The sequence below is a fragment of the Reyranella massiliensis 521 genome (genome assembly GCF_000312425.1).
Lineage (GTDB): Bacteria > Pseudomonadota > Alphaproteobacteria > Reyranellales > Reyranellaceae > Reyranella > Reyranella massiliensis.
In genome coordinates this window covers 2,172,191-2,186,716 of record NZ_HE997181.1, presented here as the reverse complement: position 1 = coordinate 2,186,716, position 14,526 = coordinate 2,172,191, and the positions used below count along the sequence as shown (strand labels likewise).

12 protein-coding genes are annotated in these 14,526 nt (G+C 64.6%); 7 read left to right on the top strand and 5 right to left on the bottom strand.

What is annotated here, in order from left to right; translation table 11 throughout:
- A complete protein-coding gene (locus BN60_RS10780; protein ID WP_043283828.1) occupies positions 1–1,542 on the top strand; it encodes a DHA2 family efflux MFS transporter permease subunit in 1,542 nt (513 codons plus the stop codon).
- Between the two features lie 24 nt (positions 1,543–1,566).
- Here the strand turns inward: BN60_RS10780 and BN60_RS10775 are convergent, their stop codons facing one another.
- The 4 genes from BN60_RS10775 to BN60_RS10760 are packed head-to-tail and all read right to left on the bottom strand — an operon-like array spanning position 1,567 to position 5,328.
- Entirely contained in the window at positions 1,567–2,025 is a 459-nt protein-coding gene (locus tag BN60_RS10775) for a cupin domain-containing protein (RefSeq protein ID WP_020696053.1), read from the bottom strand.
- An 11-nt stretch (positions 2,026–2,036) separates the two neighbouring features.
- A complete protein-coding gene (locus BN60_RS10770) occupies positions 2,037–3,002 on the bottom strand; it encodes a Bug family tripartite tricarboxylate transporter substrate binding protein (protein ID WP_020696052.1) in 966 nt (321 codons plus the stop codon).
- A 6-nt stretch (positions 3,003–3,008) separates the two neighbouring features.
- The gene (locus BN60_RS10765) at positions 3,009–3,614 is read right to left on the bottom strand and encodes an anthranilate synthase component II (RefSeq protein WP_020696051.1); all 606 of its coding nucleotides are present in this window, start codon (positions 3,612–3,614) and stop codon (positions 3,009–3,011) included.
- A 22-nt stretch (positions 3,615–3,636) separates the two neighbouring features.
- Positions 3,637–5,328 (bottom strand): AMP-binding protein, encoded by a 1,692-nt coding sequence (locus BN60_RS10760; RefSeq protein WP_020696050.1) that lies wholly within the window; start codon positions 5,326–5,328, stop codon positions 3,637–3,639.
- Positions 5,329–5,458: 130 nt separating this feature from the next.
- On the opposite strand from BN60_RS10760, the gene BN60_RS10755 reads away from it, so the two are divergent.
- Positions 5,459–6,343 (top strand): EamA family transporter, encoded by an 885-nt coding sequence (locus BN60_RS10755; protein ID WP_020696049.1) that lies wholly within the window; start codon positions 5,459–5,461, stop codon positions 6,341–6,343.
- On the opposite strand, the gene BN60_RS10750 is transcribed toward BN60_RS10755, so the two are convergent.
- Positions 6,336–6,887 (bottom strand): hypothetical protein, encoded by a 552-nt coding sequence (locus BN60_RS10750; RefSeq protein WP_020696048.1) that lies wholly within the window; start codon positions 6,885–6,887, stop codon positions 6,336–6,338. The genes BN60_RS10755 and BN60_RS10750 overlap by 8 nt on opposite strands.
- Positions 6,888–6,922: 35 nt before the next feature.
- On the opposite strand from BN60_RS10750, the gene BN60_RS10745 reads away from it, so the two are divergent.
- From BN60_RS10745 to BN60_RS10725, 5 genes are all read left to right on the top strand, one after another.
- Positions 6,923–9,601, top strand: coding sequence for a bifunctional acetate--CoA ligase family protein/GNAT family N-acetyltransferase (locus tag BN60_RS10745; protein ID WP_020696047.1), 2,679 nt, complete (start codon positions 6,923–6,925; stop codon positions 9,599–9,601).
- Between the two features lie 228 nt (positions 9,602–9,829).
- Positions 9,830–10,825: a divergent polysaccharide deacetylase family protein gene (locus tag BN60_RS10740; RefSeq protein ID WP_020696046.1), complete on the top strand. Its 996-nt coding sequence runs from the start codon at positions 9,830–9,832 to the stop codon at positions 10,823–10,825.
- 48 nt (positions 10,826–10,873) lie between these two features.
- Positions 10,874–12,469, top strand: a complete 1,596-nt coding sequence (ggt, locus tag BN60_RS10735) for a gamma-glutamyltransferase (RefSeq protein WP_020696045.1) — start codon at positions 10,874–10,876, stop codon at positions 12,467–12,469.
- Between the two features lie 99 nt (positions 12,470–12,568).
- A complete protein-coding gene (locus BN60_RS10730; RefSeq protein ID WP_020696044.1) occupies positions 12,569–13,543 on the top strand; it encodes a Bug family tripartite tricarboxylate transporter substrate binding protein in 975 nt (324 codons plus the stop codon).
- Positions 13,544–13,554: 11 nt separating this feature from the next.
- Positions 13,555–14,526 carry a Bug family tripartite tricarboxylate transporter substrate binding protein gene (locus BN60_RS10725; RefSeq protein ID WP_043283826.1) on the top strand — a complete coding sequence of 324 codons (972 nt, stop codon included), beginning with the start codon at positions 13,555–13,557 and terminating at the stop codon, positions 14,524–14,526.

The window sequence follows — 14,526 nt, the reverse complement described above, 5'->3', positions numbered from 1 at the left end:
ATGTCATCGCCGGCCCCATCGACAGCGGGGGCACAGCCACGCCACGTCGTGCTGCTGACGCTCTGCGTCATGCTGGCCACGATCATGCAGGCGTTGGACACGACCATCGCCAACGTTGCGCTGCCCTACATGCAAGGCTCGCTGTCGGCGACCACCGACCAGATCAACTGGGTGCTGACGTCCTATATCGTTGCCGCCGCCATTGCGACGCCGGTCACGGGCTTCCTCGAACAACGGCTCGGCCGCAAGCGGCTGTTCCAGATTGCGGTCGCGGGATTCACCGGCGCGTCGGTCCTGTGCGGCATCGCCACCTCACTGCCCGAGATGGTGCTGTTTCGTCTGTTGCAGGGCCTGTTCGGCGCCTCACTGGTGCCGCTCTCGCAAGCCGTGCTGCTCGACTCCTATCCGAAGGAAAAGCATGGCTCGGCAATGGCCATGTGGGGCATCGGCGTGATGGTTGGACCGATCCTGGGGCCGACGCTGGGCGGCTGGCTGACCGAGGTCTACGATTGGCGCTGGGTCTTCTACATCAACGTGCCGATCGGCATCCTGACCTTCTTGGGCCTATCGGCCTACCTATCGGAAACCGAGACTCGCAAGGGCAGTTTCGACTGGTTCGGCTTTGCCATGCTCAGCATCGCCATCGGCTCATTCCAGATGATGCTGGATCGTGGCGAGCAGGTGGACTGGTTCTCGTCGACCGAGATCGTGATCGAGACCGTGCTGGCTGCGCTCGCCTTCTACCTGTTCCTGGTGCAGATGTTCACGGTGAAGCAGCCGTTCATCGATCCGGCGATCTTCAGGGATCGCAATCTTTCCGTGGGACTTTGCTTCATCTTCGTGGTCGGCATCATTCTGCTGGCCTCGCTGGCGCTGATCACGCCCTATCTGCATAACCTCATGGGCTATCCCGTAATCACCGCCGGCATGGTGCTGGCGCCGCGCGGCATCGGCACGATGCTCGCCATGATGCTGGTCGGTCGCATCATCAACAAAGTCGATCCGAGGATCCTGCTGGTCGTTGGCCTGTTGATCACGGCCGAAGTCCTATGGGAGATGACGCGCTTTACGCCCAATGTCTCGGAGTGGGCCCTGATCCGCACCGGCATGATGCAAGGCATGGGGCTGGGCTTCATGTTCGTGCCGCTTTCGACCATCACCTTCGCAACTCTGCCGGCGCATTTGCGCACACAAGGCACGGCTCTCTACAGCCTGATGCGCAATATCGGTTCGAGCATCGGCATCTCGCTGGTGATCTTCCTGCTGACTCGCAATACCCAGCTCGTCCATGCCGAGCTGGCAGGATATGTCACACCATTCAACGATGCGCTAAGCCAGGTCGGTCCGTCGCATTTCTGGAACCTGGCGACGACGGCGGGCAAGGCTGCACTCAACGCCGAAGTCACCAGGCAGGCCAGCGTCGTGGCCTATGCCAACGACTTCAAGCTGATGATGCTGGTGGCGCTGGTTGCCTTGCCGCTGGTGCTGTTGCTCAAGAAGGCGAAGGGGCCGGGCGGCGGACACGCGGCTGTGCTGGAGTAGGCTTCAGCCGGCTGATCGCTCCGATCAATAGACCGTTTCGGGCCGCTCGACGGGATTGTCCGCGAGCGGGATGGCGATCCGTTCGTTGTCGCTGCGTATCGCAATCAGGTCGACAGTCTCGGTCGTTTGCCGATTGAACTCCTGGTGCGGGACGAAGGGCGCGAAATAGGCGAAGTCGCCCGGCGTCAGATCGGCCACATACTCGAGCCGCTTGCCCCACCGGATCTCCAGACTGCCCTTCACGATGTAGATGGTGACTTCGTGGCGGCCGTGATGATGGGTGCCGGTCCTCGTACCGGGCAGGAGTGTCACCGTACCGATCCAGGTTCGCTCTCCACCCGTCCCGACATAGTCGACGACGGTCGTGCGTCCCGCGCCTGCCGTCTCCTGTTTGGCCGCTCTTTGCGCCTCAGCGCGAACGACCATAACGCCCGTCCGCCATTCCGCCGCATCCGTCTTTATGGCCTCGGTCGTGACGCCCATCGCGGATCTCCTCACTCGATCTTCACACCGGAATCCTGGACGATTTTGCGCCACTTGGTGTTCTCGATGGCGATGTAAGCCTCAAACTCCTGGCGCGATTCCTTGGCGGGCACGAAGGAGAGGCTCTTCATCTTCTCGAGAACCTCGGGATCCTTGAGGATGCGCATCACCTCGGCGCTGATCTTGTCGAGGATCGGCTCGGGCGTGCGCGCCGGCGCGGAGAGGCCGATCCAGCCGACAGCGACGACACCATTGAGGCCCTGTTCGGCAACGGTCGGCAGGTCGGGCAGGAAGGGCGAGCGCCGCTCGTCGGCGATGCCGATGGCCTTCACCTTGCCCGCGCGGACCGGGCCGACGGCGCCCGGAATGGCATCGGACAGGAGCTGGATGTCGCCGCTCTGCAACGCGAGCTGGGCCTCGGCATTGCCCTTGAACGGCACGTGCGTGAGCTTGATGCCGGCAGCGCTCTTCAGCATCTCGACGGCGAGATGGCTGGCCGAGCCGTTGCCCGAGGAGCCGTAGTTGAAGTCGGCCCCGGCCTTTGCCTTGGCAACAAGATCGGCGACGGAGCCGATGCCGCTCTTGAGACTGGTCATGAGGACCTGTGGCGTCAGTCCGATGTTGGCGATCGGCGCAAAGTCCTTCTGCGGATCGTAGGGCAGCTTCGGATAAAGCGCCGGACTGATGCCGTGGGTGGAGATCGTCACCATCAGCAGGGTGTAGCCGTCCGGCGTGGCCTTGGCCGCGACGTCGGCGCCGATCTGGCCGCCGGCGCCGGGGCGGTTCTCGGCGATCACCTGCTGGCCCAGCGACTTGGTGAGCTGGTCGGCCATCAGCCGCGCCACGATGTCGGTCGCCTGTCCTGCCGGGAAGGGAACGATGATCCGGATCGGTTTTGTCGGCCAAGCCTGAGCGAAGGCCGCCGGTGCGACGGCGGCCGAGGCGGAGGAAAGGAGGAAGAGCCGACGATTGAACATTCGTCGCTAGGCAGCCTTCTTCTTGTTCTGTTGCGAAGGGTGGTCGCCGGCAATCTTCAGGAAGTTTTCGAGGATCTTGTGGCCGTGCTCCGACGCGATGCTCTCGGGATGGAACTGCACGCCATGGATCGGCAGGGTCTTGTGGCGCAGGCCCATGATGATGTCGCCGGTCTCGGCGGTGACTTCGAGGTCCTTGGGAAAGTCCTTCCGGTCGACGATCAGCGAATGATAGCGCGTCGCTTGAAAGGGCGAGGGCACGTCCTCGAACACGCTCTGGTTCTTGTGCTGCACGCCCGACAGCTTGCCGTGCATCGGCGTCGGGGCGCGCACGACCTTGCCGCCGAACACCTGGCCGATCGCCTGATGGCCGAGACAGACGCCGAACAGCGGGACCTGTTCCCTGGCGGCGGCCTTGATGAGGTCCATGCAGATGCCGGCCTCGTTGGGGGTGCAGGGACCCGGCGACAGCACGATGCCGGCCGGCTTCAGGGCCAGCGCCTCGTCGACCGTGATCTGGTCGTTGCGATGCACGACGCAGTGCGCGCCGAGATCGCCCAGGAAGTGGACGAGGTTGTAGGTGAAGCTGTCGTAGTTATCGATCAGGAGAAGCATGGCGAGATATTAGCGGCTTTCCTCAGCTCTGCGCCAGTTCTGGGAAATCCTCTTCCCTGAATTCGCTGGGCCCGCGCTGGTTTTCCGAGGCCCGTTTCTCCTCGTCGCGGCGCAGCTCGACGCGCCGGATTTTGCCGGAGATGGTCTTGGGCAGGTCGGCGAACTCGATGCGGCGAATGCGCTTGAAGGGCGCCAGCCGGCCGCGCAGGTGGCGGAAGATCGACAGCGCGGTCTCGCGGTCGGGTTTGCCGCTCGCCGTCAGCATCACATAGGCCTTCGGCACGGCAAGCCGCACGGGATCGGGGGCCGGCACGACGGCCGCCTCGGCGACGGCCGGGTGCTCGATCAGAACGCTTTCAAGCTCGAACGGGCTGATGCGGTAATCCGAGGCTTTGAACACGTCATCGGCGCGACCAACATAGGTGAGATAGCCGTCGGCATCGCGCGACGCGACATCGCCCGTGCGGTAGACCTCGCCGTCGATGGAGGCGATCGAGCCGTCGTCCTGTTGGTAGCCGCGCATCAGGGCGGCCGGCCGCTGGTCGAGCGCAATGCAGATCTCGCCTTCCTCGGTGTCCTTGTCGTCAGCATCGAGCAGGCGGATGCGGTAACCGGGCAGGGGGCGGCCCATCGACCCCGGCTTCACGGGCTGGCCGGGCGGGTTGCCGACCTGCGTGGTGGTTTCGGTCTGGCCGTAAAAGTCGCGGATGGTGAGGCCCCAGGCCTTTTCGACCTGCTCGATTACTTCGGGATTCAGAGGCTCGCCGGCGGCCAGCACTTCGCGCAGCTTGGTCTTGCAGGCCTTCAGGTCTTCCTGGATCAGCATGCGCCAGACGGTCGGCGGCGCGCAAAGCGTGGTGACGTCGTTGGCGACGATGGTATCCAGCAGGTAGCGCGCATTGAAACGCGGCTGGTTGGCGATGAAGATCGTGGCGCCGGCAATCCACGGCGCGAAGAAGCAGCTCCAGGCGTGCTTGGCCCAACCCGGCGAGGAGATGTTGAGGTGAACGTCGCCGGGCTGCAGGCCGAGCACGTAGATCGTCGTGAGATGGCCCACGGGGTAGCTGCGATGGGAATGCAGCACCAGCTTGGGTTTCGCCGTGGTTCCGGATGTGAAGTAGAGCAGCATCGGATCGTCGGCCTGCGTAACGCCGTCGGGCACGAACGTGGCGGGCGAGTCGAGCAGCTTGGAATAGGCATGCCAGCCTTTGGGCGCGTCGCCGACGGCAATGCGCGTCAGGGCGGGGTCGAAACCGTCGAACTTGGCGGCTTCGCCGGCGGCCGCCACGATATGGCGCGCTCGGCCGCGCTCGAAGCGGTCCGCCAGATCGACCGGGGTGAGGAGAGTGGTCGCCGGAATGACGACGGCGCCAAGCTTCATGGCCGCCAGCATCGTCTCCCAGAGCGGCGCGACATTGCCCAGCATCAGCAGGATGCGATCGCCGCGCTTCACACCCAGTGCCCGCAGGCCGTTGGCCACGCGGTTCGAGCGTTCCGACAGCTCGGCGAAGGTGAGGGTGATGGCTCCGTCGCCGACGATTTTCAGGGCGGGGCGCTTCGCCGCCTCGCCTCGGGCAAGCTCGGCGTCGAACCAGTCCAGCGCCCAGTTGAACTGGTCGAGCTCGGGCCAGCGAAAATCGCGATAGGCTGCATCGTAGTCGCCACGCTTGGCCAACAAGAACTCTCGCGCCGCCTTGTACGCCTCTACGCCCATCGCTCGTGCCTCGCTCGTTTCAACCTTAGCTGCGCCGATCCTGAGCCGAATAAGGGGCTGCATCAAGAAAAGCGCGCTACTCCCTACCGGTTATCGGGCGTAGGCTGCAGCTAACGAGAATAGAATCGCCTTGGTCGTCGAACCCCTCATTGTCGCGCTGCTGCTTGCTGCAGCGCTGATGCACGCTACCTGGAACGCCATCCTGAAGTCCGATCAATCGGACCGGCTGGCGACGTTCGGCATCATCATGACGACCGGCACGGTGATGGGCCTCTGCGTCGTCCCGTTTGTGCCCATGATTGAGCCGGCGGCCTGGAAGTATCTTCTGGCGTCGGTGGCGATCCATATCGCCTACTACTTCTTCCTGCTCAAAGCCTATTCCTATGGCGACCTCAGCCACACCTATCCGATTGCGCGCGGTATGGGGCCGCTCCTGGTGGCCCTGGTGTCGGGGCGGTTCATCGGCGAGCATCTGCGCGTCCAGGATATTGCCGGCGTCCTGCTGTTGAGCTTCGGCCTGATTGCGCTCGCCATGCCCTTGAAGAACGTCGTGCCGAAGCCCGGCAGCCGGCATGGCCTCGCGACCTTGTTCGCCATGCTGACGGGCGTGACCATCGCAGCCTACATCATTGCCGATGGCCTGGGCGTGCGCGCCGCCGGGCCGACCTTCGAGCACAGGATCTCCTATATCGCCTGGCTTGCCGTGATCGAAGGACCGTGGTTGCTGGTTCTGGCGGCGGTGCTGCGTCCGGGGTCTGTGTGGACGCACGTCAAGCGAACCTGGTATCGCGGCATGATCGGCGGCGTGGTCGCCAATGTCGGCTATGGGATTGCGATCTATGCGCTTGTGCTGGGGCCGATGGCGCATGTCGCGGCCCTCCGCGAGACCTCCGTCCTCTTCGGGGCGCTGATCGGCACGTTGCTGTTGGGTGAACCGTTCGGCCGACGGCGGGTCGCCGCGGCGGCGGTGATCGTGATTGGCCTGGTGTTGATGAACGGCCCGCAGCTCATTTGAGGGGACGAAGCTCGACCTCGAGGTGGGACAGCCGCTCCAGCAGCTTTTGACGCGCATAGATCGGCCACCAACCGTAGAGAAAGATATCGAGCGGCCCCCACATCGCGACCCAGCCCACGATCAACAGACCTTCGGCGAAGATGTGAGCGATGGGCGAAGGCGACCCCAGGAGGAAGTGGCGCGCCACGAGGCAGATCACCAGGAAGACAATTCCGACCACGAGGCTCGTGCGGGCGCGCCACCACATGGTGCGGAGTTGCCGTCTTTCGCTGTGGCTGCGCAGCTCGAAATGATGCCGGATCGATGTCGCGACATGCTCGGATTCTGATCGTGCCAACTCGTCTTCGGGCAGAAGAATGACCAACCGCATCGGCCGACTGCCGAGATCCTCGGCCGACCCCACGATGTACTCGTCAGCCGCGGCATCGAGGTCCTTCTCCTGAAAGGGCGAGGGGTCGAGCGAATTGTAGAGACGTGAAAGCCGGTCGAGACGCAATTCCACAGCCGTGGCGTCGGCCTTGTGTGCAATATGATTCGCTGTCATGGCTCGGCCACGATTGTTGGCGACAGGACGAAGGCATGTCCACCCGTAACCTCGACAAGTTGATATCGCCGCGCTCCGTCGTGGCCATCGGCGCCAGTTCGCGACCGCACTCGGTCGGCGAAGCCGTCACGCGTAACTTGCTGGCAGGTGGCTTCCAGGGCGACATCTATTTGGTCAACGTCAAGGGCGGCACGATCGAAGGCCGGACCGTGTTTCGCAAGGTCTCCGAGTTGCCGGTGGCGCCGGATCTTGCCGTGATCACCACACCGGCGGAGACCATTCCTGGTTTGATCGTGGCGTTGGGCGAACTCGGCACGCGTGCGGCCGTCGTGATCAGCGCCGGACCTGGAAGCGGCTCGGATGCACACGCCGTCAATGCGCGGTGGCGCAAGCGCCTGTTGCGGGCCGCCAAGCCCTATCTGATGCGCATCGTCGGGCCCAACTGCATCGGCTTTGCCGCACCGCGAATCGGATTGAATGCGAGCTTCGGACCATCCGGATTGAAGGCGGGCCGCATCGCCGCGGTAGCCCAGTCGGGCGCGGTGCTGGCCGGCCTCGCCGACTGGGGCGTGGCGCAAGGCATCGGCTTCTCTCATCTGATCTCCATGGGCGACATGGCCGATGTCGATTTCGGCGACGTGCTCGACATGCTGGCGCGCGAATACGACACGCGCGCGGTGCTAATGTACGTCGAAGGCATCACGCAGGCCCGCAAGTTCATGTCCGCGGCCCGAGGCCTGGCGCGCGTGAAGCCGGTGATCGTCCTGAAAGGGGGACGCCACGCCTCGGCTGCCGCCGCGACAGCCTCCCACACCGGCTCGATGGCAGGTTCGGCGGCGGTCTACGACGCGGCCTTCGCCCGTGCCGGTCTGGTAAGCGTATTGGGCTTGGGCGAACTCTTCGACGCAGCCGAGACGCTGGCGCACGGCCTTGCGCCACGCAACGGACGGTTGGCGATCCTGACCAACGGTGGCGGGGCGGGCATCGTGGCCACCGATCTGCTGGCGGACGAGGGGGGTGAGATGGCCTCCATTCTGCCGCGCACGATCGCGCAACTCGACAAGAAGATGCCGCGTGGCTGGTCGCGCGCCAACCCGGTCGACATCGTGGGCGATGCCGATGGCGCGCGCTATGCGGCCGCCCTCGACGCGCTGGCCGACGATCGCGGCGTCGGTGCGGTGCTGGCGATGAACGTGCCGACCGCGCTCGCGTCATCGGTCGAGGTGGCGCGCGCGGTGGCTGCGGCGGAGGGCGCCAAGGTCGTCCCGGTGATCGGCTGCTGGATCGGCGGCCCGGAGGCGCAGGCCGGCCGCCGTGTCCTGCACGAGGCCGGCATCCCGGCCTACGACACGCCATTGCGCGCGGTACGCGGCTTCATGCACATCATCGAGTATCGCCGTGGCCAACGCGCCCTGCAGCGCACGCCGCCGTCGGTCTCCGAGGCGCGCGCCGATACGCAGCTCGTGCGTTCGATCGTGGCTGGCGCGCTGGCCGAAAAGCGCGAGATCCTGACCGAACCCGAGGCCAAGCGCGTGCTGGCGGCTTACGGTATCCCCGTGGTGCCGACCGAGATCGTGCTCGATGCGGCGGAAGCCGCCGCCGCCGCATTGCGCATCGGCTTTCCGGTGGCCGTGAAGATCCTGTCGCGCGACATCACGCACAAGAGCGATGTCGGCGGCGTGGCGCTCGACCTCGCTTCCGAGCAGGCTGTCCTCGACGCCGTGCGCGAAATGATCGGGAAGGTGTTGGTAAAGGCCAACAAGGCCCGCATCGACGGGTTCGTCGTGCAGCCGATGATCAAGCGACCACATGCGGTGGAACTGATCCTGGGCGCTGCCGAGGACCCGGTATTCGGGCCGATCCTGCTGGTCGGCCACGGCGGCGTTGCCGCAGAGGTGATCGACGACAAGGCATTGGCGTTGCCGCCGCTCGATCCCGTCCTCGCCGAGGATGCGCTGAGCAGAACCCGTGTCGACCGGCTGTTGCGGGGGTATCGCAGTCGCGCGCCGGCCGACCGTGCCGCCGTCGGTGAGGCGATGATCCGGTTGTCGCAGCTCATCGCGGACGTGGACGAGATTGCCGAACTCGACATCAATCCGCTGCTGGCCGACGCGGATGGCGTGCTGGCGCTCGATGCCCGCATCGTCGTTCGCAAGCCGCAGGCCGGGCAGGAGCGGGCGGCACGGTTTGCCATCCGGCCCTATCCGGTCGAGCTCGAAACCGAGATCGAACACCGTGGCCAGAAGCTGCGCATCCGGCCGATCCGCCCCGACGACGAACCGTTGATCCGGGCCTTCACCACGCGACTGACCCCGGAAGACGTGCGCCTTCGGTTCTTCGGCCCGATACGTGAGCTGTCGCACGAGATGGCGGCACGGCTGACGCAGATAGACTACGACCGCGCCATGGCGTTCCTGTTGCTCGACGGCAAGGAACTGCTGGGAGTCGGCAGGCTGGCCGCCGATCCGGGCTTCGAGCAGGCGGAGTTCGCCTTGATCGTGGCCTCGGATCGCCAGGGCCAAGGCTATGGTGCGCTGCTGCTCAATCATGTGCTGCACTACGGCAAGTCACGCGGCGTCAAGCGCGTGATCGGCCATGTGCTGCGCGAAAACACCAAGATGCTGGAGCTTGCTCAGCATCTTGGCTTCCGACGCGAGAGTGGCCGCGCTGGCGAGCCCGACATTCGTGTCGTGAAGTCGCTGGCCAGTTTGTAATTTTTGTTTTGCTGCCCGCCCTGCGCCAAGGCAAAAGAACAATGACCCGCCAAGACCTTAGGGCAAATCTCTGACATGGCGTCTAGGAAGAACAGAAGCGGGAAGTCGAACAGAAGGAGTCCGAAGCCGCCGCCAGGACTGGGGGATCGTCTACGAGGGCATTTCAGCGGGCTCTTCTCATGGGCCGAGGCTCATCGCTGGCATTCGATCGTCGTGGCTGTCGTATTGATGTTCGTCGGAAGCCTGTTCGGAGGCTACTGGCTGGCGCAGCGACTCGATCTGACGGATCGAGACGGCGTGGCACGCGACACGCTCGAAGACATGAAGCGCGGCGCTTCCTCGGCGACGGGCGGGTCTCAACCGAAATACGCCCGCCTCGAAGATCTGCCTGACTTCCCGAAGTACACCGAGGCAGAACCCGGTAAGCCACGCGCCACGCTCGGCGAGAAGCCGCGGCAGGCACCGCCCAGGCCGCAGCAAATCGCGGCATCGGCATCGATCGAGCAAACCTGGCGGCGCAATGCAGTACCGTTTCGCGACCTCGACAGCCGTCCCCTGATCGCGATCGTGATCGACGATGTGGGGCTCGACCGGCCGCGTTCGCGGCGGGCATGGGAACTGCCAGGCCCCATGACCATGTCGTTCCTGCCGTACGCCAAGGAATTGCGCGAGCAGGCGAAGTCGGCGCGGGCGAAGGGGCACGAGCTGATGTTGCATCTTCCGATGGAGCCCAACGGCCGCAACGATCCGGGCCCGAACGCGCTTCTGGTCTCGCTAAACGATGCCGAATTGCGTCAGCGCACGAATGGTGCGCTCGACAGCTTCGAGGGCTTTGTCGGCGTCAACAACCACATGGGCAGCCGTTTCACCGCGTTCCGTCCTGGGATGGAAACAGTCATGCGCCAGTTCAAGGCACGCGGCCTGATGTTCCTCGACTCGCGCACGACGGCCCAATCGGTCGGCGATCAAACGGCGCACGACCAGGGCGTGCCGTCGATCGTGCGCCACGTCTTCCTCGACGACGACGAGACTTTGGACGCGGTGCGGCGCAAGCTTGCCGAAGCCGAAGCGGTGGCGCGACGACAGGGTTTCGCCGTGGCGATCGGCCATCCGCACGACGTCACACTGCAAGCGCTGGCGGAATGGCTGCCGACCGTCCAGAGCAAGGGTCTGGCGCTTGCACCCTCATCGGCCGTGTTGCGCAAGCGGAACGGTTGGGATTGAGTTCCTCCAACGAAGTTGGAGGAAACCGTGCGTTACAAAAAGCAGGCGATGATCGTGGCTCCGCAACCGGAACCGACGGAGGCGGGTGCCGACGTGCTGCGCGAAGGCGGCAACGCCGTCGATGCGGGCATTGCCTGCGCGCTGGTCCAGGGCGTTGTCGATCCACTGATGTGCGGCATTGCCGGCTTCGGCAGTTGCGGCATCTACATGCCGGGCAAAAAGTTCCACGGCTATATCGATGCCCACGCCCCGGCACCGCTCGGCGCCCGGCCAGACATGTGGGCCAACCTGATCGAGAGCGAGGCGCGTGACGGTTACGGCTTCATCCTGAAGGGCCGCGTCAACGACATTGGGTACAAGTCGGTCTGCGCACCGGCCAATCTCAAGATGTACTACGAGGCGCACAAGGAACACGGAAAGCTGCCCTGGTCGCGCATCGTCGAGCCGGCGATTGCCTGGGCCGAGAGCGGCTGGACAGTGCGGCCGCACGTTCACTATTGGTGGTCCGACGACGGCGCATTCGGCCGGGCACCCAACCACGAACGCATAACCTTCACGAAGGCAGCGCGCGACCTCTACTGTCGTGCCGACGGCACACCCAAGCGGGTGGGGGACCGCGTGGTCAATCGCGACTACGGGCAGACCCTGCGCACCATCGCGAAAGGCGGCGCCGACGTCTTCTACACGGGCGAGATCGCAGCTGCGATTGCCGAAGACATGAAGAAGAACGAGGCACTGCTGGCCGCCGAAGACCTCAAGACCTGGACGCCGGTCCGCAATCAGCCGCTGTGGGGCGACTATCGCGGTTACAAAGTCTCGACGAACCAGCCGCCAGGCGGCGGCGTGATGCTGCTCGAGATGCTGAACATCCTCGAGAACTTCGACCTCGGGTCCATGGAGCACGGCTCGGCGCAGTATTTGCGCGTGGTCAGCGAGGCGATGAAGCGGGCGACCATCGACAAGGACGCCCATGTCGGCGATCCCAGGTTCGTGAAGGTGCCGGTCGAGAAGCTGATCTCGAAAGCCTACGCCAAGGAAATGGCCGGGGAAATCCAGGCCGGCGCTATGGCCAAGGTGCCGCGTTTCAACTCCGGGGCCGTTTCCAAGGACACGACGCATATCTCTGTTCTCGACAAGGACGGAAACTGCTTCTCGATGACCCACTCGCTCGGGATGCCCTCGGGCGTCATCACGCCGGGCCTGGGCTTCATGTACAACGGCTGCATGGGTGTGTTCGATCCGCGGCCCGGCCGGGCCGGTTCGATTGCGCCCGGCAAGGCCCGCTTCAGCTCGGTCGTGCCGTCGATCATCTTCAAGGACGGCAAGCCGCACCTGATCATCGGCGCACCCGGCGCCACGCAGATTGCCATGGGCGTGCTGCACGTCGTGCTGAACGCGCTCGATTTCGACATGACGATGGTCGAGGCGGTGAGCGCGCCGCGCTTCTCGGCGACCTCGGAGACGATCGACATCTCCAACCGCATCCAGGGCAGGGTGGAGCGCGAACTGCAGGGCATGGGTTATCCGGTGGTCCGCAGCCCCTACGGCTTCGGCTTTGCCGCCGTCCACGCCATTCGCATCCACGAGGACGGCCTCGATGGTGGCGCCGACCCTGGCCACGACGGCGTGGTTATCGCTGTCTAGATTGATCTGGCCGGCGGCAAAATCCGCCAAGCGACCGCCCTGCATTGCATGTCGAGTGCAGCCTCGTACAGTCTCGAGGAAAGATAGCGGAGGGAAGCAATGACGGTCCTTGGGCGGCGGCGCGTACTGGCCGCCGGCGTGGCGCTCGCGGCTGCGCCTTCGGTTTCCAATGCCCAAGCGGTCTATCCTGACCGGCCGATCCGGCTGGTCATTGGCTTCCCGCCTGGAGGGCCGACCGATATTGCCGGCCGGCTGCTGGCGCAGCGGCTGACGGAAATCCTCGGTCAGCAGGTCGTCGTGGACAACAAGCCGGGCGTGGCAGGCAATATCGCCTCGCAGATCGTGGCCGATGCCAAGCCGGACGGCTACACGCTGCTGGTCGGCACCTCGATCATGGGAATCGTGCCGGCGCTCTACGAGAAGCTACCCTACGATCCTCACAAGAGCCTCGAAGCCGTTGGTCATTTCACCACTGTCCCGATGATCGTTGTCGCACCGGCGGCCGGTGCGGGTTCCATCGAAGAGCTCGTGGCGTTGCTGCGCAAGGAACCGGGCAAGCATTCCTATCCTTCGCCGGGCAACGGCAGCCTGATCCATATGGGCAGCCTGCTGTTCGCCCAGCGCGCCGGCGCAGATGTCCTGCACGTGCCGTACAAGGGATCGGCCCCGGCCATGCAGGATACTCTCGCTGGGCGTCATGCTTTCCAGATCGATACCTTGGGCAGCAGCAAGAGCTTTGCCGATGCAGGGCGCCTCAAGATCCTGGCCGTCTGCACGCCCAAGCGTGTCGCCTCGATGCCCGATGTGCCGACCGTGCAGGAGAAGACGGGGATCGCTGTCGAAGTCGTCACCTGGAACTTGATCTTTGCCCCGGCTGGAACGCCCAAGCCGGTCGTCGACCGTCTCAATGCTGCGATAAACCAGGCGATCAAGCATCCGGATTTAATGGACAAGGCCAGGGGCATGGGGATCGAGCTGGTGGAGTCGACACCTGCCAGCTCCAAGAAATTCTACGAAGACCAAATGGCCATGTGGGCGCCGATCGTGAAGGCATCGGGCGCCAAGGTGGAATAAGGGGGGACACCATGACGATCACTCGACGGACAGCACTTGCAGGACTTGGCGCGACGGTGCTGGCCACGCCGGCTGTTGCGCAGGCCAATTATCCCGACAAGCCGATCCGAATGATCATCGCCTTCGCGGCCGGTGGCCCGACAGACGTCGTCGGACGCCTTTTAGCGCCGCGACTATCGGAGATCCTGGGACAGCAGGTCGTCGTCGAGAACAAGCCGGGCGCCACGGGCAACATCGGCACGGCAATGGTCGCCGATGCCAAACCTGACGGGTACACGATCCTGTTCAGCGCCTCGACCATGGCCATGGCGCCGGCGCTCTACGGCAAGCAGCTCGGCTACGATCCGGTGAACGGGCTCGCCGCCATCGCCTATGTCGCGAGTGTGCCGCTGATCCTGCTGACGCCGATCGATGGCGCAAAGAGCACGCCCGAACTGGTGAGCATGCTGCGCAAGGATCCCGGCAAATACTCCTACGCGTCCTCGGGTAACGGCGGGATGATTCATCTTGCGAGCTATCTGTTCGCCAAGCGTGCCGGCGGTGACGCCTTGCATGTCCCGTACCGCGGCTCGGCGCCGGGGATGGTCGACATGATCGCGGGCCGACACGGCTTCCAGATCGACACGCTGCAGTCGAGCAAGGGCTTCATCGACGGCGGCAAGGTCCGCGTGATCGGCGTGGCGGCCGCCAAGCGCCTGCCGCAGCTTCCCGACGTGCCGACGATCAAGGAGGCGGCGGGCTTCGATTATTCGATCAACACCTGGTACGCGGCCTACGCTCCGGCCAAGACGCCGCGGCCGATCATCGACAAGCTCAACGCCGCCTTCAACCAGGCGCTGAAGCAGCCCGACATGATGAAGAAGGCGGATGAGCTGGCCATCGAAGTGATCATCTCGACGCCGGAGCAGGCCAAGCAGTTCTACGACAGCCAGATGGCCTTCTGGGACCCGATCATCAAGGAGTCAGGCGCGAAGCCGGAGTAG

Coding starts and splice junctions, on each gene's coding strand:
- BN60_RS10750 (WP_020696048.1), bottom strand. CDS start 6,887: ATGACAGCGAATCATATTGCACACAAGGCCGACGCCACGGCTGTGGAA.
- ggt (WP_020696045.1), top strand. CDS start 10,874: ATGATCGTGGCTCCGCAACCGGAACCGACGGAGGCGGGTGCCGACGTG.
- BN60_RS10730 (WP_020696044.1), top strand. CDS start 12,569: ATGACGGTCCTTGGGCGGCGGCGCGTACTGGCCGCCGGCGTGGCGCTC.
- BN60_RS10745 (WP_020696047.1), top strand. CDS start 6,923: ATGTCCACCCGTAACCTCGACAAGTTGATATCGCCGCGCTCCGTCGTG.
- BN60_RS10780 (WP_043283828.1), top strand. CDS start 1: ATGTCATCGCCGGCCCCATCGACAGCGGGGGCACAGCCACGCCACGTC.
- BN60_RS10765 (WP_020696051.1), bottom strand. CDS start 3,614: ATGCTTCTCCTGATCGATAACTACGACAGCTTCACCTACAACCTCGTC.
- BN60_RS10775 (WP_020696053.1), bottom strand. CDS start 2,025: ATGGGCGTCACGACCGAGGCCATAAAGACGGATGCGGCGGAATGGCGG.
- BN60_RS10770 (WP_020696052.1), bottom strand. CDS start 3,002: ATGTTCAATCGTCGGCTCTTCCTCCTTTCCTCCGCCTCGGCCGCCGTC.
- BN60_RS10725 (WP_043283826.1), top strand. CDS start 13,555: ATGACGATCACTCGACGGACAGCACTTGCAGGACTTGGCGCGACGGTG.
- BN60_RS10760 (WP_020696050.1), bottom strand. CDS start 5,328: ATGGGCGTAGAGGCGTACAAGGCGGCGCGAGAGTTCTTGTTGGCCAAG.
- BN60_RS10740 (WP_020696046.1), top strand. CDS start 9,830: ATGTTCGTCGGAAGCCTGTTCGGAGGCTACTGGCTGGCGCAGCGACTC.